Source organism: Vreelandella piezotolerans (assembly GCF_012427705.1).
GTDB classification, from domain to species: Bacteria; Pseudomonadota; Gammaproteobacteria; order Pseudomonadales; family Halomonadaceae; genus Vreelandella; species Vreelandella piezotolerans.
Genome location: NZ_CP048602.1, coordinates 224,441 through 241,689 on the forward strand (window position 1 = coordinate 224,441; position 17,249 = coordinate 241,689).

Below are 17,249 nucleotides of genomic sequence, written 5' to 3' on the forward strand. Positions count from 1 at the left end.
TTTTTTATATCTGCGCTTTTTCCGCTGCTTTATCGAGATGAATGCTCTAAGGGAAGATCAATTTAACGATAAGGCATGCTAGGCTAATGCAGCAGCCGTATGAACGGCCAAGCGTCGGGCAGTGTGATCAATCAGTAAGAGGTCGGTATGGCAACAACACGAGGAGTGAGCACAGCGGTTTGGGCGGCGCAGTGGCTACTGGTCATGCTGATGATGATGCTGATGGGTAGCGCCAACGCCCAGGCGAATCCTCGTTATGCAGGCATCGTTGTGGATCTCGAAAACGGCGAAGTGCTATACGCTGAAAATGCTGACGAGCCACGCTATCCTGCGTCGCTCACGAAAATGATGACACTCTACCTAACATTCGAAGCGCTGGAGGAGGGAAGGCTAAGCCTCGATCAGCCGTTGCCCGTTTCTGCTCAGGCGGCTGCCATGCCGGCGACCAAACTATGGCTGTCGGCCGGTAGCTCCATTCCTGTGGATACGGCGATTCGTGCGCTAGCCGTGCGCTCTGCCAACGATGTGGCCGTGGTCGTGGCGGAAGCATTAGGTGGCAGCGAGCAGCGCTTTGCTAACCTGATGACAGTGAAAGCCCGTGAACTGGGGATGAACGCCACCACCTTCCGCAACGCCTCTGGGCTGCCCGATGACCAGCAAAGGACGACCGCGCGTGACATGCTGACGCTCTCGGTACGAGTCATGCAGGACTTTCCTCAATACTATCACTACTTCGGGTTGCAGGAGTTCACCTATCGTGGCACGCGCCATACCAGCCACAATCGCTTGGTGCGCGACTACCCGGGGGCCGACGGTTTGAAAACCGGCTTTATTCGTGCTTCGGGCTTTAACGTAGCCACCACCGCCGTTCACAACGGTCGGCGGATGGTGGCCGTGGTGATGGGCGGATTTAGCTCCTCCTCGCGGGATACCCACATGGCGGATCTGCTGGACCGTAGCTTTATGCGCGCCTCGCTCAGAGATCAGCGCACTTGGTTGGCGAACACGAGCTTTTCCAGTGAGTTCATGGGCTTTGCCGGGCCTGCGCAACCGCTGCGACAGTCAACGCCTGTTCGTCCCTCTACCCAGCCGATGGTAGCCAATGTCTCGGCAACGTCCCTCTCCCCGACACCGAGCGCTACACGAACAACGCCCGCGCAGGCCGTCGAATCTCAACTCATCGATGCTGCTGAGGCAGACCGTACGCCGCCCTCCGCGTCTCCAGATCCGCTGCAGGCCTTTATCGAGCGGGAGCAGGTACTGGCCAGTGCGTCGCCTGAGGGGCAAGCAGCCTCGGCGAGTTGGGGCATACAAGTCGGAGCATTTAGCCAAGCGGCACAGGCAGAGCAGTTTGCTCGCCAAGCCGCACAGCGGTTGCCAACGAGCGTGGGAGGCCGCGTTGCCATCGATCCGCTTCAGGGGCCCACGACAGTGTTTCGCGCCCGTGTCGTCTCATTGAACGAATCGCAGGCACGCCAAGCGTGCCAAGCGCTACAGGCGCAGGGCATGGACTGCATGGTGGTCAACGCGAGTCTTTGAGCCGCATGATATCGCTGCCCCGCCAATCCCCGGTTGGCGGGGCTTTTTTATGCTGTGCGTCTGGGTGCGCAGCCACAATAATAAACGTAGAAGAGGAGACAACGGATGACGCCCTCGCTAAAAGGCATTTTATTCATGTGCTTAGGCGTGCTGTTTTTGGCGCTTGGCGATGCGGTCTCTAAATGGCTGGGAGCCGTCCACTCGCCCTTACAGATCATCTTTTTCCGCACATTGGTATCGCTGCCGCTGATTGCCCTGTTGGCTTACGTAAGCGGCGGATTACGCAAGCTGCGTACTCGGCGTCCAGGCGTGCATCTGCTGCGCGGTTTGATTTACACCGCCACGATGGTCTGCTTCGTGTGGGGCTTGACCCTGCTGCCCTTGGCCGAGGCCACGGCGATTGCCTTCGTGGCACCCCTATTCGTGACGCTACTCTCCGTACCGCTGCTGGGTGAGCGTATCGACCCGCCGGTGCTGGTGGCGTCGCTGCTAGGCTTCTTAGGAGTGCTGATCGTCGTGCGCCCTGGCGGTGATGCTTTCCAGCTGGGCGCAATGATCGTTCTTGCGGCGGCGGTGTTCTATGCGCTCATGATGGTGACGGCGCGGCGCTATGGCGCCAACGAGCACCTATGGGCGATGGTGTTCTATATGACCATGGTGCCGCTGGTCGTGACGGCCGTGAGTTTGCCCTGGGTATGGCAAACCCCACAGCCGTGGCATTGGCTTGGATTTTTGGTATCTGGGGTGTTGGGTGTTGGTGCCACGGCATTCATTACTCTGGCCTTTCGCTATGCGCCTGCGGCCATTGCAGCCCCTTTCGATTATACGGCCATGCTCTGGGCGGTGCTGTTGGGTTGGTGGTTCTGGGGAGAGCTGCCGGACCTTTGGGTATGGGTCGGCAGCGCGCTGATCATGTTGAGCGGCTTAGCTATCGCTTACCACGATCGACGCACTACCTTGAAACGCCGCCCAACGGCGTAGACGTTAGGCAAACTGATAGACATCCATGGCCAGCACGCCGTGTTCGACGCTGTGATGACGCAGTGTTGCCTGTCCGCCCGCCCCCATGGCTACCAGAAGCGGCTGAAAGTGCTCGGGTGTGGGGTGATTACGTTCAGCATCGGGGCCGCGTTGCCAGTGGATGAGTGCATCGCGGTCATCTTCTCGCAGCCTTGCATGCACCCACTCGGCGAAACGCTCGACCCAAGCCGGCACTTGACTGCCCTGAGCCTGCAGCTCGTAGAGATTGTGGGTCAAGCTGCCCGAACCGATCACCAGGATACCCTCCTGACGCAGCGGTGCGAGCTGCTCGCCCAGGGCGATCAACTCGCTAGCACCCCAGCGGCTGGGCAGTGATAGCGACACCACCGGTATATCGGCATCCGGATGCATCAGTGACAGTGGCACCCACGCGCCGTGATCCAGTCCGCGCTCCGTCTCCGTGGCGCCTAGCTGTTGGGCCAAACGTTTGGCCAAGACGGGTTCCCCAGGCGCTGGGTACTGCACGGCAAACAGGGCGTCGGGAAAACCGCCAAAATCGTGGATAGTCGTAGGTGTCGCGCTACGGCTCACCTGCAACCGTTCGGTCTCCCAGTGTGCTGAAACCACCACGACGGCCTTGGGTCGCAGAGTGCGGCCCAGCTTCCTCAAGAAGTGATGGGCTGGCGTGGGGGTGAGCGCCAGCATGGGAGAGCCGTGGGAGATGAAGAGACTCGGTAACATAGGATGCGCTCCAGTCAATGGGCCTGCCAACGTGTGATTCTCGGCAGGCCATTGGATTATGCCAGTCGGCGGCTGATGACGAAGCTACCGCTGCCCAGGCCGGCTTGCACCAGGAGGGCCACGGCCCAGAACACTGGGAACTCCCAGCCGCCGCCGGGATTGGAGAAGACCCAGCCGTTACCGAGGTGTACCCAGGCGGCGCCGAGCAGCACCGGTACTAGCGCCAGACTCACCCAGCGGGTGTATAGGCCCAGCATCAGGGCCAAGCCTCCGCCGACTTCGGCGGCAATGGTCAAGTAAGCCATGAAACCGGGCAGGCCAAGCGATTCGAAGTAGCCCACCGTGCCAGGAAGCGTAAACACGAACACTTTCATCAGGCCGTGAGCCAGGGCCATCACACCTAGGCTAACGCGCAGTAGGGCGGTTGCATGAAGGGTTGTCGTCGGGGTAGGTAACGTCGTCATAGCACTCTCTCGCGTTTTGGGCATCACCATGGATGCGATGATGCTACTGTAGGCTAGCGAGAGGAGAAGATAATCTAACCGATGAGCACTTTACTGTTGCGATATACGCGATAATCCAAGCCCCTGTTCCCATATGGGTGGGTCGCCCCAGGCATCGGCCAACTGATCGATGAAGTGCGCTACCTTGGCGGGTAGAAAACGCCGTGCGGGGTAGAGGGCGTGTATGTCTAGGTAGGTCGGCGGTAGGTCTAATAGAAGCGGCACCAAGTGCCCCCGCTGGACGCTCTCATGAATCAGAAAGCTGGGTTGTTGGGCGATGCCTAATCCCGCTTTTGCGGCATGGGTCAACATATCCCCATTATTGCTCTCCAGCGGCCCCGTGACGCTAACGTACTGCTGGCCGAAGCGCCAGTCGCCGCTGTTCTGCCCGCTGCGGTAGCGTAGGCAGTGGTGCTGCGCCAGGTCCCCGATGCGCAAAGGCGTACCGTACTGCGCTAAATAGCCGGGTGACGCGCACAGCACGAGCTGGCAGCGGGCTAGCCGTCTGGCGATCAGGCTGGAGTCGGGCAGGCTGCCGATGCGGATGGCGACATCATAGCCCTCCTCCAACAAATCTACGCGGCGGTCGTTGAGATCGAGGCGTACATCGAGTGCGGGGTGCGCCTGCATGAACTGCGCTACCTGAGGCGCGAGATAGCGCGTGCCGAAACTCATGGGACCATTGATACGCAGCCGCCCGCTCACAGTGTGAGTGCCACTGCCGACATCGGCAGCGGCCTCCTCCAACGCCAGCAAAATGGCCTGGGCATGGGCTAAATAGCGCTCTCCCGCATCGGTAAGATGCAGCCGCCGCGTCGTGCGCTGGATCAATCGCGCGCCCAGCGTCTCCTCTAGCGCCATGACCTGCCGCGACACCCGCGTACGTGAAAGATCCAGTGCCTCGGCAGCGCGGGTATAGCTGCCAAGCTCCGCCACTTTGACGAAAGTGGTCAGCTGGTCGAGTCGACTCATGGGGCGCGAAACGCCAGCGCCGCCCGGTAAGGGTCGGGCTGGCCGCAGATCGCAGAAATCACCGCCATCCCTTGGGCACCGGCGGCACTCACTTGGGCGGCGTGCTGCGCCTTTAAGCCGCCAATCGCCACGCTGGGCAACGGGCAGGCGCGCACCAGCTCGGCCAGGCCCTCGAAGCCGATGGGCCGAGCATGATCCTGCTTGCTGGCAGTGGCGAAAATGGGGCCTAACCCGACGTAGTCCAACAGCGCGATGGGCGCGTCACGAAGCTGCGCGAGAGTGTTGATCGACAGTCCTAGAATGGCCTGCGGCCCCAGCGCCTCCCGCGCCTCTAGAACCGCGGTATCGCTCTGGCCAACATGCAGGCCGTCGGCGCCGCTGGCGACGGCCACGGCGAGTCGGTCGTTGATGATCAGCGGCACGTGGGTGCCCGCCAGCAGCCTTTTGAGGCGCTTGGCTTGTTCGATCATCGCCTCGTCGCTGGCATGCTTGTCGCGTAGCTGCACCACGGTCACGCCCCCTTTGACGGCGGCTTCCACCGTCGCTTCGAGGCCCGCTTCCGCGCACAGAGCGGCATCGGTCACCAAATAGAGCGAAAGATCACACGGCATGCAGCGTCTCCACTTGGCTTTGCGACGAAAGATCCTCTGGAGTGAGCTGGTAAAGTGCATCCAGAAACGCGACCTGAAAGCTGCCCGGCCCCTTGGCCTGCTGACCCGCACGATGCCCGGCGATGCCAAAGCACGCCAAGGCGGCCAGCGTCGCGGCCAGCGGGTGCTCGCGGTTGGCGGCAACGAACCCAGCCACCAAGGCGCTCAAGCCACAGCCCAGCGTCGTAACGCGGGGCATCAGCGGATGGCCCCCGGTTAGCCGGACGTGGTGGCTACCATCGGTGATGACATCGGTCTCGCCGGTCATGGCGACGATGCAGCGTTGCCGCTGGGCGAGCGTCATGGCGGCGTGAGTGGCGTCATCGACGGAGGCCGTGGCATCGACCCCACGCCCTTGGCTGGCCAAGCCGGCCAGCGCCATCACTTCCGAGGCATTGGCGCGAATGACGCTGGGGCGATGGGACAGCAGCGCCTGGCACACCCGCTGGCGGAACTCGGTGGCCCCGACGGCGACGGGGTCCAGCACCCAGGGGGTGTCGGTCGTATCGGCCGTGCGCGCCGCCAGCTGCATCGACTCGGCCCAGGGAGCAGAGAGCGTGCCAATATTGATGGAGAGCGCGTTTGCCATCGCGGTAAATTCAGCGACTTCTTCGGCGGCGTGCAGCATGGCAGGCGATGCGCCCGTGGCCAGCAGCAGGTTGGCGGTACTGTTCATGGCCACGTAATTGGTCATGCAGTGAACGAGCGGCGTGGACTCGCGCAGGGCAGCGAGCATATCGCCAAGTGGGTGGTAAGTCATGGTTTCCTCCCGGGTAAGGAGGTGGTGGTAAGCACCACGACTCCCTACGCCGGCGTTATCCGGTTCAGGTTCAAAGGGTGCTTCTCAGCCGCTGAACGGCGCCCCTGTCGTTGGTGGGTACTATCCTAGCCTTGGACGGCGCTGTAAAGCCCGGTCAAAAACGCGTCAGCGAAACGCGATGCGGGTGCCGTACGTGAGCATTTCGTCAGGGGTGATGGCTCGGCCCTGTACGCCAATCATTTCGTCGCCGCACTGATCGGCAAAGGTCAGCACGCCATGGGTTAAGCCGAGTTGGCCCAGGGCATCGCGAATTTCACCGGTTCCCAGAAAGGTGCTGACGCGACCTTGAGCGTCACATAGGTCCGAGACGCCATTAGCATGGTGAAAACGCACTTTGTAGATGCCATCCATGGACTCGACTTCGACGATGGGGGAGAAGCCATTCTGAATCGCATTGCTCAACTGCTTCAATGTCAGGCGATCGCCAAGGGTCATATCGATAGCTGTCATGACGTGCTCCTATCGGACGCCATTCTCGGGGCATCACGGGTCACTATGTAAAATTGTCGAAATAGAATTGTAGAAGATTTGCATCGTTTTTCCAGGGGCATTCGGGGGCGCCTTGGCTTAGGTATTAATGTACGGCATCTAGCGCATGCTGCTGGAGTTTGACCAGTGGAATGATCTCTAGCGTTCGCTCGTTAGTACCGGACAAAACGACCGGCGGTGCGAGTCCTACCTGTGCCGCTTCGGCCCAGCGGTGCGCGCAAAGACACCAGCGATCCCCGGGTTTCAAACCGGGAAAGCCAAACTCCGGCCGCGGTGTCACCAAGTCGTTGCCTTGCGCCTTGGAGAAGGCCAAAAACTCCTCGGTCACCATGGCGCACACCGAATGGATGCCGACATCGTCTGGCCCTACCCGACAAAAACCATCGCGATAGAAACCGGTTTTCGGAGAGTGGCAGCAGGGCGTTAGAGGTTCACCTAGCACGTTTAAATCACGGGACATAAAGACTCCTCGGGGGCAGGCTGGAATTCTGCGTTCCTCGCCCTCATAACAGGGAATAACGCCTTCAAAGGCAGTGATGCACAGGCAGCGGGAAGCACGACGCTGTCGCCTAAGCCTTGTACAAAGTCATACGTCCGTCAAAGATTTTGCATCGCGTAAACACACGCATCACCCAACTAGGAGAGTCTCATGTCGTATCAAGGTGAACAGCATCCGGGGGTGGCCCCGGCCGCTTCGCAAACCCAGGGCTTCCGCTTGAACCACACCATGCTGCGGGTCAAAGACCCTGAGCGGGCGCTGGCGTTTTACTCCAAGGTGTTTGGCATGCGGGTGCTCCGCCGTCTGGACTTCGAGGAGATGCAGTTTTCGCTCTACTTTCTGGCCAATGTCGAGGAGAGCGATCATGTGCCGGAAGAGACCCAAGCACGCACCGCCTGGACCTTCAGCCAGAAAGGCCTGCTAGAGCTGACCCACAACTGGGGCACCGAAAACGAGCAGGACTTTGCCTACCATGATGGCAATGCGGAGCCGCAGGGCTTCGGGCACATCTGTTTTAGCGTGCCGGATTTGGAAGCGGCCCAAGCGTGGTTCGATGAGCATGACGTTACCTTCGTGAAGCGCGCCGACCAGGGCAAAATGAAGGATGTGGTCTTCGTCAAAGATGCCGATGGCTACTGGATCGAAGTGATTCAAGCCGACCGTATGGCAGGCATGGGCGACTAACGATGGCTCATCTGCTGTTTCGGTTGCGCCATGTGACCGATGAAGAGGCCATGGAAGTCCGCCAACTGCTGGAAGAACATGGTTTCGACGTGTACGAAACCCAGGCGGGCTTTTTCCGCCTGGGAGTTGATGCCATCTGGCTGCGCGACCCAGCACAGCAAGACGATGCCGAGGCGGTGCTGGCGCGTTACCAGGCCGAGCGATTAGCCAAGGTGCGCCGTGAACACGAAGAGGCGCTGGCGCGTGATGATGCCCCTACGCTGTGGCGACGCTTCATGGCCCATCCGCTTCAAGTCACGCTAGTGATCGTGGCGGTGCTTATGATCGCTCTGCTGACCTTACTGCCGTTCGTAGGACTCGCCCGCTAAACGTCGCACAGCGCGTTAGATAGGTGTCCGCGTTTGACGTACATCATGACCCCTGAGGGTCCAGCGCTAAGCCGCGGGGCAGCCCCCGGGGGATAGCGGCACCAGCTACCTGCCGGGTACTCGGTGTCTGCGTCACGTAGCGAGCCCTCCAGTACGAACAGCTCCAAGCCGCCCGGCAGTGCCGGATAGTCGATAATGACCTCGCCTTCCCAACGCTCTAGGCTGACGCGTTCATGTTGATAGGTGTGCAGCATTTTGTAGGTGATGCCTGGCCGACGGTCGGGCTGCCAGGGCAGGCGGTGGGCGGGAATGGCGAGTTGGAGCAGGTCGTTTTCATCGAACTGATGAAGTTTCACCAGGATCAGCGCACCCTCGTCGCCAATGCGCGGCGTGTGTCCCGTGCCGATGGGGTTGCGTAGATAGCTGCCCGCTGGGTAACGGCCATGCTCATCGGCAAACACGCCTTCGAGCACCAAAATTTCCTCACCGCCTTCGTGGGTATGGCGGCTGAACTGGCTGTTGGGCGCGTAGCGCACCAGGCTCGTGGCGCGGGCCACCTCATCGCCAATGCGATCCAGCATCATACGTTCGACACCTGCGCTAGGCGAGGCCACCCAGTGATACTGTTCCGGCGTGACACAGGCAAAGTGGCTAAAGTCGGCGTTTAGGCGCATGGTCGTGGCTCTTTGCGGTGAAGTAAACAGTGGCAGCGGCGTTGTGGGTGTCAGTCTCCCCATCCCGCCAGCAAAATGCAATGCAAAAAAATACCGCCCTGATGGGGCGGTATAGGGCCTTGCCGGCCTAGTCTAGTGGCGATGACCATGATCGTCGTGGTCGTGGTCGTGGTCGTGGTCGTGGTCGTGGTCGTCATGCCCATGAGCTTCATTGTCTGGAGTAGCTAGGGCATCGTGCAGCACCCGGGCGTTATGGCGCATCATGCCAAGGTAGGTGCTGGCATCGCCTTCACTGGCCAGCGCATCGGCGTATAGCGTGCCAGCGATAGGCAGGCCGGTCTCTTCCGCTAGCTGCGTAATGATCGCTTGGTTGGTCATGTTCTCGTGGAACAACGCCTGTACGTTCTCCTGCTCGATCACATCGATCAGTGCGGCCATGCTGGCACCGCTGGGATCGGCTTCGGTCGACAGACCGACCGGTGAAAGAAAATTCACGCCGTAGGCGCTGGAGAAGTAGCCAAAGGAGTCATGGCCAGTGATGACGCTGGCCGACGCAGGAATCTCGCTTAGCAGTTCACGAATCTCGGCATCAACGTTATCCAGCTCTGCCAGATAACGCTCGGCGTTGGCTTGGTAGCTCTGCGCATTGGCGCTATCCGCCTCGATCAAGCCATCGCGAATATTGGTGACGTAGACCTTCGCCTGCTGCAGATCTTGCCAAGCGTGAGGGTCGTCATCACCATGCTCGTGACCGCTATGGTCATCATGCGCATGATCGTCGTGACCGTGTTCATGATGGCTGTGCTTTTCATGTTCATGCTCTTCATGAGCGTGTTCTTCATGCGCATGGTCGTGCTCGTCATGATGCGCGTGGTCATCGTGGTCGTGCGACGCAAAAGCGCGGGGTGCGATGCCGTCGGTGGCGGTGACCAATGGGCCGTCGTAGTCGCTGGAGTCAATCAAGCGCTCCATCCAGCCTTCGAACAGCAAACCGTTGAAGACCACTAGGTCTGCCCCTGCCAGTGCGCGGGCATCGCCGGGGCTTGGGGAGTAAACGTGAGCATCGCCATCCGGGCCAACCAGGGCGCTGACCTCCACATGCTCTCCGCCGACGTTCTCGACCATATCCGCCAAGATGGAGAAACTGGTGACGACTTGAACCCGCTCGTTCGCCATGGCCGCAGGCAACGCCAACATGGCCGACACGCCCACTAACCAACGCGATGAAGAGAAAAGCGACATAACATGCTCCTGATGATGTAAGAAAACGGAAAACGACGACTCGCTAGTGAGAATGCTCCATCGCCAGCGGCGTGGTTTTACGGCGAAGCTTGGCGGCCAAACTGTGGTAACGGCCAAACAGCGCCGAAAATAAATACGCCGCCCCGGCCAGCAAGATAATGCTCGGGCCTGATGGCGTGTCCAAATGGAACGACAGCAGCAGCCCGCCGGTGCTGGCCAGCATCGCCAACACCACGGCAATCCCCATCAATCCTTCCAAGCGCTTGCTCCAAAACCGTGCCGCCGTGGCGGGTAGCATCATCAAGCCAACGGCCATCAGCGTGCCCAGTGTTTGGAAGCCAGCGGTCAAGTTGAGCACTAGCAGCCCTAAAAAGACGCTATGTACCCAGCTACTGCGACGGTGCTGACCGCGCAAAAATAGCGGGTCCAAACACTCCACCACCAAGGCGCGGAAAATGATCGCCAGGGTGATGACGATCAGTGTGCTGATCGACGCAATCAACAGCAGCGCCGTGGAGTTGATCGCCAAAATGGAGCCAAACAGTACGTGGGTTAAATCCACGCTGCTGCCCCCCATGGAGATCAGCATGACCCCAGCGGCCAGGGAAATGATGAAAAAGCTCGCCATGGCGGCATCTTCCCGCTGGCCACCCATTTTCGAGACCGCTCCCGCCAGCAAGGCCACCATCACCCCAAATAGCACGCCACCCACGCTCATCACCGGTAGCGAAAAGCCCGCCAGCAAAAAGCCCAGCGCCACGCCGGGCAGAATTGCATGGGCCATGGCATCGCCAATCAGACTCATGCCACGCAGCACCAAAAACACCCCCAGCGGCGGGGCGGCCAGGGAGAGCGCGAGCCCGCCGACCACGGCGCGGCGCATGAAACCGTAATCGAACGGGCTGACGAACCAGGTATTAAGCAGTTCCAGCATGACGCCCTCCCAGCGTAAACGGCACCACTTGGGCGGGTGCATGCTGCTGATTGAGCGCGCTGGGGGCGACCCAGCGGCCGTGGCCAGCGCTCAGCATCAATACCTCATCGGCCAGGCGACGCAGGTGATCCATATCGTGCAGTACGATGATGATCGTGACGCCGTCGTCGGCCATTTGGCGCAGAATGCGAATCAAGATATCCACCGTGTCGCTGTCCACGTTGGCAAACGGCTCATCCAATAGCAGCAGTTCTGCCTCTTGCATCAGCGTTCGCCCGATCAGCGCCCGCTGGCGCTGGCCACCGGACAGCTCGCCCAGGGGGCGGTGCGCCAAGTGAGAAATGCCCAAGCGCGCCATGATCTCACGGCCCTTGCGGTAATGGGCGGCACAGTACCCTTTCAGCGCCCCGTGGCTTGGCCAACTGCCAGTCATCACCAGCTCTTCCACGCTCATCGGAAAGGTCAGATCCAGCGCTAACTGCTGGGGTAGCCAAGCGCGGCGAGCGTTATCCACCGTACACACCACCTTGCCACTAATGGGGCGCAGTTCGCCCATGATGGCCTGGATCAGCGTGCTTTTACCGGCCCCGTTCGCGCCGATGAGCGCGGTAATCGCACCGGGTTTGATATCGCCATCCACATGTTCGAGCACCGTACGGCGACCCTGAGCCAAATGCAGATCGTGAAGCTGCAAGCGCGATGAAGAACGCTCGCTCATAGCGGCCACCCGCTTGCCCATACCACTAGCCCCCACAGGGCCATCAGCGGCAGCGCCATCAGCCCAAGCCGCTTCGTGGCCGACAAGGACATCAGCGAAAAATGACAAGGACCTTCCTTATTGTGGCGATGCATGTGCTCACTCATCGAGCGACCTCACTTACCAATAAATAAGTTATAACATAACGTTTGGCGGAACTAAAAAAAGTGGCAGATATTTTACGCGCTCATCGCGTGCTGACAACGATGAGCGCGCTCATCTTTGAGACGCAGAAAAAGTGCCCTTAGTAACGCCAAACGGCGCCAATCTGCTCAGGGGATACCACCAGCGCGTACTCGCCTTCCAGCGTGAGTGGGCCAAGCGATACGCGAGCGGGTTGGAAGCGATTGATAGCGCGGGTCGCCTGGTGGGGCTGCGTCCAAATTTGTAGCTCATTGATCAGCATGCCCGTCGCAAAGTTCATCGCGCCATCGCGCTCACGACCGTCGGCGGCAATGACCGCGCCCGCTACGGTATTCACCACCAACGAGCCAACCCGCGCCTCGAGCCCGCGGCGCTCCCGTTCCGCCTGGGCAAGCGACAGCCCTAGCGCCTGTACGCCGCTCAGATCGCCCTGCGCTTTCAAGCGTTCGTACTCCGCCAGCGCCGCCGGATGCGGTTGTCGGTCGGTCAGCATACCCCCTAGCGCTAACGCGGATTTCACCACGCCAACGCGGGCATCGAAACGGTCGTCCGGATCACTGGCCTCGCTCGATTGGTAGGCGTTATAGGCCAGGCTCGTGGCATAAACACCCGTCCATCCCCACTGCCAAACGTTGGCCTGCTGGGCACCGCTTTCGAATACTTCATCGTAAGCCGCCCAGTCATCCGCTGGCTGCGCCTGGGCGGGCAGTGCCAGCATCAGCGGAACTGCTGCGAAAAGCACGCGCAAATAAAGGGGTAATTGCATGGGGAACCGCCTGAAAGACTGAGAAATGAGTGTTAAGCGTAGCATGGGGAGAGTACGCGTTTGTAAAAAGAGCGGGAGCAGGCAGCGTCCTGGCTAACGCTCGTTGACTTGAAACCTCATGGTTCCTTCAAAGCCGTATAGGCACTGCTCAGGAGACTCCCGGGGTTCTCGGCCGGTTTCGATTGTCGTAGGGCTACTAGCATCATCGTGAGCCTCGCTCATGCTCTGGCAGCTTTAGTTGAAAGGCAAGGGCGGGGCCAGTGAACCCCTACCCCGATGCTTTTTTTACTTACTCCTTCTCCTCATCCTCTTCCCAGCGCTCCATGGCGCGTTTGTCGTCGGGTAGGCGGACCATGTCACCGATGTTGAGCTTTTTGTGCGACTGAAAGCGGTGGCCGTGCTGGTCGAGAATGGCGGCGACGCTGCCGATGCTGACGGCGTCTTCTTCCCGGTAGGCTTCGACTTTGACTCGGACGATGCGGCCCTGATAGCGAGCGGAGAGAATCGCGCCGGGGTATGGGAGCGTGTGGTCGGGGTCGTTTTTGAAAAAGGCGGCGACGCTTGCGCTACCGGGTTCATCCCATTCGACATGTTGATGCATGGTCAGTGTCCTTACAGGAGTCGTTAGAAAATAAGCCAGCACATTCAGTGTAGTGTGCGTTAGCAGCACTCGGCCAATGTGCGTGGACACGCCTAGTCGATGCGCTTAACTTACCCCTCTAGGGGAACGTGGGAGGAGAAGGCGCCATGCATCCGTACCGTGCGCTATTTGAGCAGTCGAGCACGCCGCTGTTCGTGGTGGAGCGTTCAGCGCACGAGGCGATGAACGTGTATGCAAACGCGGCCTTTCGGCACGCGGTGGGCTGGGTTGACGATAATAGCGACATGGCGCTGGCCAGCTGTTTTCCATTGGACGTGAATAACGTGCTGGCCGCCGTATATGCCTGCGATCAGCAACAGACCGTGCAGGAGCTGATGGTGACTTGGGCAGATGCCTCAAGGCGTTGGCAACTGCAGCTTTCTCCCGTGGTAGAGGGCGAGTATCGCGCAGTGTATGGGGCACTTCATGAGCTGGTTCTGCCATTTGGCGAATCTTTGGATGCGCTGCTGTCTCAGTTGCCGGGCTTCATCTACCAGTTGCACTACTCGCTGTCGGGTCACTGGCGTTACACCTACGTTGGCCAGCGGGTAGAAGAAATGTTTGGGGTGAGCGTCGAAGAGGCGCTGGCCGATGCGCAAACATTGCTGGCCAACATTCATCCTGGCGACCGCGATACCGTCATCGCAAGCTCGCTGGAAAGCGCTCGCACGCTGACGCCAGGGAAACAGGAGTTTCGGATGTTTCATCGTCACGGCGAGATGCTGTGGGTGGAAGCCAGTGACCAACCCCGCCGCGAGCCCGATGGCAGCGTGCTGTGGACGGGGTATGCCAACGATATTACTCAGCGTAAAGCGCTCGAAGCGGCGCTGAAATCCAGCGAGCAGCGCTTTCGCCAACTGGTGGAGCAGGCGAACGACATCATTTACACCCTCGATGCCGATGGCATGCTGACCTATATCTCGCCTAACTGGCCGCGCATATTGGGGCACGAGGTGAACGAGGTGCTCGGGCGGCATATGAGCTTCGTTCTGCATCCGGAGGACTTAGAGGCGTGCCGTCGTTATATCGAAAACGTGTTTGTGACGGCCGAGCCGCAAGGGCTGATCGAGTACCGTGTGCAGCATGCCAACGGCGAGTGGCGCTGGCACTTTACCAACGGTGCGCCGTTGTTGGATGAGCAGGGCAACGTGATCAGTTTTATGGGCATCTCTCACGATATTACGCCACGACACGAAATGGAGCAGCGGGTGCTGCATTTGGCACAGCACGATACGCTGACCGACCTGCCCAATCGAGCGATGTTTTTTGGCGAGCTGACCAAGGCGCTGCGCTCGGGGGGCCAGTTGGCCTTCTTGTTCATTGACCTGGACAACTTCAAGCCGGTGAACGATCGCTGGGGCCACGCCGTTGGCGACCAGTTGTTAAAAGCGGCGGCACAACGCATGCGCGCCCGGCTGCGGGGCACCGATATGGTAGGACGAATCGGCGGCGATGAGTTCGTGGCGCTGCTGGGTGGTTCGGTCATGAAAGAGGACGCGTTAGCGGTCGCGCATCAACTCTGTTCAGCGCTGGCCGAGCCGTTTGCGCTGTTGGTGGGCGAGGTATGCGTCTCCGCCAGTATTGGCGTGGCGCTCTTTCCACTACACGCAAAGGATGAGGCCACCCTGATTCACTGCGCGGATCAGGCGATGTATCGCGCCAAAGCGGAAGGGCGTAATCGCGCTATCCTTTACTCTGCTTGTGAGTCAGGCAAGACTGCGGGCGTTGCATCGACAGACTGAAACATGAAGTTTAGCGCCGCGGGTAGGCTGGCTCTCCAGACGCGCCAAGTATGGCCACCAGGGTAGAGGTCGAGCCGTACGTCACCAGGTTGAATACGTTCTATGGCTTGGCGCAGCTGGCGTGCATGGAACTCGGCGTCATAGACATCACGGCGTCCGGCGCTGATATAGAACGGGACAGGGGGCGTGTCGCCTTGCTCTGCCTCTGGGCGCGGCGTGACGCGTAGGCGGTAGCTTTCTAAATGGGCTGTGTAGTTGAGCTGCTCCCAAAGCGCTTGATCGAACTCGCCCTGCGCATTCAAAAACGCTGGATGTCGGTGAGCGGAAGAGTTTTTGGGTGGCGCAGGGATATAGCTGGCGGGGCTGAGGGCAGCGGCAGCGGCAAACAGCTCTGGACGTTCGAGGGCGAAATTCACCGCGCCATAGCCACCAGCAGAGAGCCCCGCTACGCCACGTTGCTCGCGCGTCGTTCCCACATGATAGGTCGCTTCGATATGCGGCAGCAGGTCGTTGAAAAAAGCGCTACGGGCAGCTTCGTTATGCCCATCGACCCACCAACTGCGGCTGCCGGGCATGACGAATACCGCTGGAGGTAGATGCCCAGCCTCGATCAAACGATCAGCCGTTTGTGGCAAGTTGCCTTTGGTTGCCCAGTCAAACTCGTTACCAAATGACCCGTGTAGCAGGTATACCACTGGGTGAGGCGCCGAGGCCTGAGGGTCATAAGCATCCGGTAAATAGATCGTATACGGGTAGTCATAACCCAGGGTGGGTGAAAAGAACTGTGCCCGCGAGACATCGCCCGCCAGGGCAACGCTACTCAGTGCCAACCCACCCAAAACGACCATGATCGCGCGCATCCAGCCGGTGAGGCATTCAGAGACAGTGCGTCCGAGAGCGTGTAAAAGCGGGAATCTGAGCGACTGTTCGAACACGAGGCCTCCAGGAATTTACCGTCGTTTAAAAGGTCGGACAACGCTGTAAGCCAGCCTGTTCATTGTCGTAAGCCCCTACATCAGCTTAGCAGCGGGGCTTGGTGGAGGTTCGATGCAGAAAATCGAGGAAATTTACTGGCTGCGCGCGTACGGCTGTGTCGCTGTGTTTCTCTTTCATTGGCTAGATCACCTGAATCAGCGCGTGGACAACGTCGTTACCGATCTCATGCGCATACCGCTGGTGCTGGGCACGCCTGTATTCCTGTTCATTTCGGTCTTTGTGTTTGCCGTCCGCTATGACAAGCAAGTACCGCCAGGTTTTCTATGGCAGCGAGTGAAGTACGTCATGCTGCCCTATTTAACGTACGGGTTCATCTATTCCACTGCCCAGTGGTGGCAACTGGCGGGCAGCGACAGCTCCGTGAATGTTTGGGAGAACGCAAAAGCCTACTTTATTTATGCGGGCTGGCATGGCTATTTTTTGATCATCGCCATGCAGTTCTATGCCGCTTATTGGGCCTTTACTCGTTGGCAGCTATGGCGCTTGCATCCGGTTCCTTGGCTATGGGGAGCTTGCTTGGTGAGTATGGCATATTGGGGGTTGGCGTATGCGTTGGCTATTGAGCCGCCGGGTTATTTGCTTTGGGTGGCTCCGTTGGGTTGGATCTATCTGTTCTTCTTGGCGCTAGTGCTGGTGCGCTATTACCCCTTAACGCCTTCTAGCCAGTTGATCGAACGGCCCGTTTGGCTACAAACCCTCTCGCAACCACGTTGGCTCTTGTTGTTCGTTGGCTTGATCGTGCTGGCCACGTTCGAGTATCGGCTGTCGTTCTCCTCGAAAGAGGTGTGGGTCATTCCCTTTTTTGTGCTGTTCACGCTGGCATTGATGCGTGGCTTAAAAGGGCGTAAAGCACCTGGATGGGTGCGCTATATCAATGCTTACTCGTTTGGTATTTATCTAGCGCATCCTATGTTTTTTACGCTCACCGATACGCTAGTGGGCATTTCTACGTTGCCCCTGGCGGTTTATGCGCTGTTGCTCATCATGGTGGGTAGTGTGGGATCGATTCTGCTCAACAAAGTAGCCAATACCACCACATTGGGTGCCATGTTGCTGGGTAAGCGTTTAAAAATATGAACGGTTCGACGGGTTGGTGAGCTGGCAGGTT

General features: G+C 59.5%; 20 protein-coding genes and 1 riboswitch. Of the genes, 6 read left to right on the forward strand and 14 right to left on the reverse strand.

Annotation, left to right across the window (positions count from 1 at the left end):
• The first annotated feature begins 147 nt into the window (after nt 1-147).
• Nucleotides 148-1,539, forward strand: coding sequence for a serine hydrolase (locus tag GYM47_RS01075; RefSeq protein ID WP_231125604.1), 1,392 nt, complete (start codon nt 148-150; stop codon nt 1,537-1,539).
• Nucleotides 1,540-1,644: 105 nt separating this feature from the next.
• The gene (locus tag GYM47_RS01080) at nt 1,645-2,520 is read left to right on the forward strand and encodes a DMT family transporter (RefSeq protein WP_153843237.1); all 876 of its coding nucleotides are present in this window, start codon (nt 1,645-1,647) and stop codon (nt 2,518-2,520) included.
• Between the two features lie 3 nt (nt 2,521-2,523).
• On the opposite strand, the gene GYM47_RS01085 is transcribed toward GYM47_RS01080, so the two are convergent.
• The 7 genes from GYM47_RS01085 to GYM47_RS01115 form a co-directional block, all read right to left on the reverse strand.
• Nucleotides 2,524-3,261: a dioxygenase family protein gene (locus GYM47_RS01085; RefSeq protein ID WP_153843236.1), complete on the reverse strand. Its 738-nt coding sequence runs from the start codon at nt 3,259-3,261 to the stop codon at nt 2,524-2,526.
• 56 nt (nt 3,262-3,317) lie between these two features.
• Nucleotides 3,318-3,725: a DoxX family protein gene (locus GYM47_RS01090; protein ID WP_153843235.1), complete on the reverse strand. Its 408-nt coding sequence runs from the start codon at nt 3,723-3,725 to the stop codon at nt 3,318-3,320.
• A 90-nt stretch (nt 3,726-3,815) separates the two neighbouring features.
• The gene (locus GYM47_RS01095; RefSeq protein ID WP_153843234.1) at nt 3,816-4,736 is read right to left on the reverse strand and encodes a LysR family transcriptional regulator; all 921 of its coding nucleotides are present in this window, start codon (nt 4,734-4,736) and stop codon (nt 3,816-3,818) included.
• Nucleotides 4,733-5,347 (reverse strand): thiamine phosphate synthase, encoded by a 615-nt coding sequence (gene thiE, locus GYM47_RS01100; protein WP_153843233.1) that lies wholly within the window; start codon nt 5,345-5,347, stop codon nt 4,733-4,735. The genes GYM47_RS01095 and thiE overlap by 4 nt, the downstream gene beginning before the upstream one ends.
• The gene (gene thiM, locus GYM47_RS01105) at nt 5,337-6,146 is read right to left on the reverse strand and encodes a hydroxyethylthiazole kinase (protein ID WP_153843232.1); all 810 of its coding nucleotides are present in this window, start codon (nt 6,144-6,146) and stop codon (nt 5,337-5,339) included. The genes thiE and thiM overlap by 11 nt, the downstream gene beginning before the upstream one ends.
• A gap of 24 nt (nt 6,147-6,170) precedes the next feature.
• A riboswitch (TPP riboswitch) is annotated at nt 6,171-6,262 on the reverse strand.
• 49 nt (nt 6,263-6,311) lie between these two features.
• Complete coding sequence (locus tag GYM47_RS01110; RefSeq protein ID WP_139527882.1) at nt 6,312-6,656, reverse strand: hypothetical protein; 345 nt, start codon at nt 6,654-6,656, stop codon at nt 6,312-6,314.
• 124 nt (nt 6,657-6,780) lie between these two features.
• Entirely contained in the window at nt 6,781-7,155 is a 375-nt protein-coding gene (locus GYM47_RS01115; protein WP_153843231.1) for a DUF2237 family protein, read from the reverse strand.
• 189 nt (nt 7,156-7,344) lie between these two features.
• Here GYM47_RS01115 and gloA point away from each other — a divergent pair, with 189 nt between their 5' ends.
• Both gloA and GYM47_RS01125 read left to right on the forward strand, forming a co-directional pair.
• The gene (gloA, locus tag GYM47_RS01120) at nt 7,345-7,878 is read left to right on the forward strand and encodes a lactoylglutathione lyase (RefSeq protein WP_153843230.1); all 534 of its coding nucleotides are present in this window, start codon (nt 7,345-7,347) and stop codon (nt 7,876-7,878) included.
• A gap of 2 nt (nt 7,879-7,880) precedes the next feature.
• Nucleotides 7,881-8,246, forward strand: coding sequence for a DUF6164 family protein (locus tag GYM47_RS01125; protein WP_153843229.1), 366 nt, complete (start codon nt 7,881-7,883; stop codon nt 8,244-8,246).
• Here the strand turns inward: GYM47_RS01125 and GYM47_RS01130 are convergent.
• The 6 genes from GYM47_RS01130 to GYM47_RS01155 form a co-directional block, all read right to left on the reverse strand.
• Nucleotides 8,243-8,920: a cupin domain-containing protein gene (locus GYM47_RS01130; RefSeq protein ID WP_153843228.1), complete on the reverse strand. Its 678-nt coding sequence runs from the start codon at nt 8,918-8,920 to the stop codon at nt 8,243-8,245. The two genes, GYM47_RS01125 and GYM47_RS01130, sit on opposite strands and share 4 nt — an antisense overlap.
• A gap of 132 nt (nt 8,921-9,052) precedes the next feature.
• Entirely contained in the window at nt 9,053-10,162 is a 1,110-nt protein-coding gene (locus tag GYM47_RS01135) for a metal ABC transporter solute-binding protein, Zn/Mn family (RefSeq protein ID WP_153843227.1), read from the reverse strand.
• Nucleotides 10,163-10,205: 43 nt separating this feature from the next.
• Complete coding sequence (locus GYM47_RS01140) at nt 10,206-11,096, reverse strand: metal ABC transporter permease (protein ID WP_139527888.1); 891 nt, start codon at nt 11,094-11,096, stop codon at nt 10,206-10,208.
• Complete coding sequence (locus tag GYM47_RS01145) at nt 11,080-11,814, reverse strand: metal ABC transporter ATP-binding protein (protein WP_139527889.1); 735 nt, start codon at nt 11,812-11,814, stop codon at nt 11,080-11,082. Before GYM47_RS01145 ends, GYM47_RS01140 begins: the two co-directional genes overlap by 17 nt.
• Nucleotides 11,815-12,097: 283 nt before the next feature.
• The gene (locus GYM47_RS01150) at nt 12,098-12,715 is read right to left on the reverse strand and encodes a hypothetical protein (RefSeq protein ID WP_153843291.1); all 618 of its coding nucleotides are present in this window, start codon (nt 12,713-12,715) and stop codon (nt 12,098-12,100) included.
• A gap of 337 nt (nt 12,716-13,052) precedes the next feature.
• Nucleotides 13,053-13,364 (reverse strand): hypothetical protein, encoded by a 312-nt coding sequence (locus GYM47_RS01155; protein ID WP_153843226.1) that lies wholly within the window; start codon nt 13,362-13,364, stop codon nt 13,053-13,055.
• Between the two features lie 146 nt (nt 13,365-13,510).
• Here GYM47_RS01155 and GYM47_RS01160 point away from each other — a divergent pair, with 146 nt between their 5' ends.
• Nucleotides 13,511-15,145, forward strand: coding sequence for a sensor domain-containing diguanylate cyclase (locus GYM47_RS01160; protein ID WP_153843225.1), 1,635 nt, complete (start codon nt 13,511-13,513; stop codon nt 15,143-15,145).
• Here GYM47_RS01160 and GYM47_RS01165 read toward each other — a convergent pair.
• Nucleotides 15,094-15,993, reverse strand: coding sequence for an alpha/beta hydrolase (locus GYM47_RS01165; protein WP_231125603.1), 900 nt, complete (start codon nt 15,991-15,993; stop codon nt 15,094-15,096). The two genes, GYM47_RS01160 and GYM47_RS01165, sit on opposite strands and share 52 nt — an antisense overlap.
• Before the next feature lie 199 nt (nt 15,994-16,192).
• Between GYM47_RS01165 and GYM47_RS01170 the strand changes: the two genes are divergently transcribed.
• Nucleotides 16,193-17,218, forward strand: coding sequence for an acyltransferase family protein (locus GYM47_RS01170; protein ID WP_153843224.1), 1,026 nt, complete (start codon nt 16,193-16,195; stop codon nt 17,216-17,218).
• Nucleotides 17,219-17,249 lie beyond the last annotated feature (31 nt).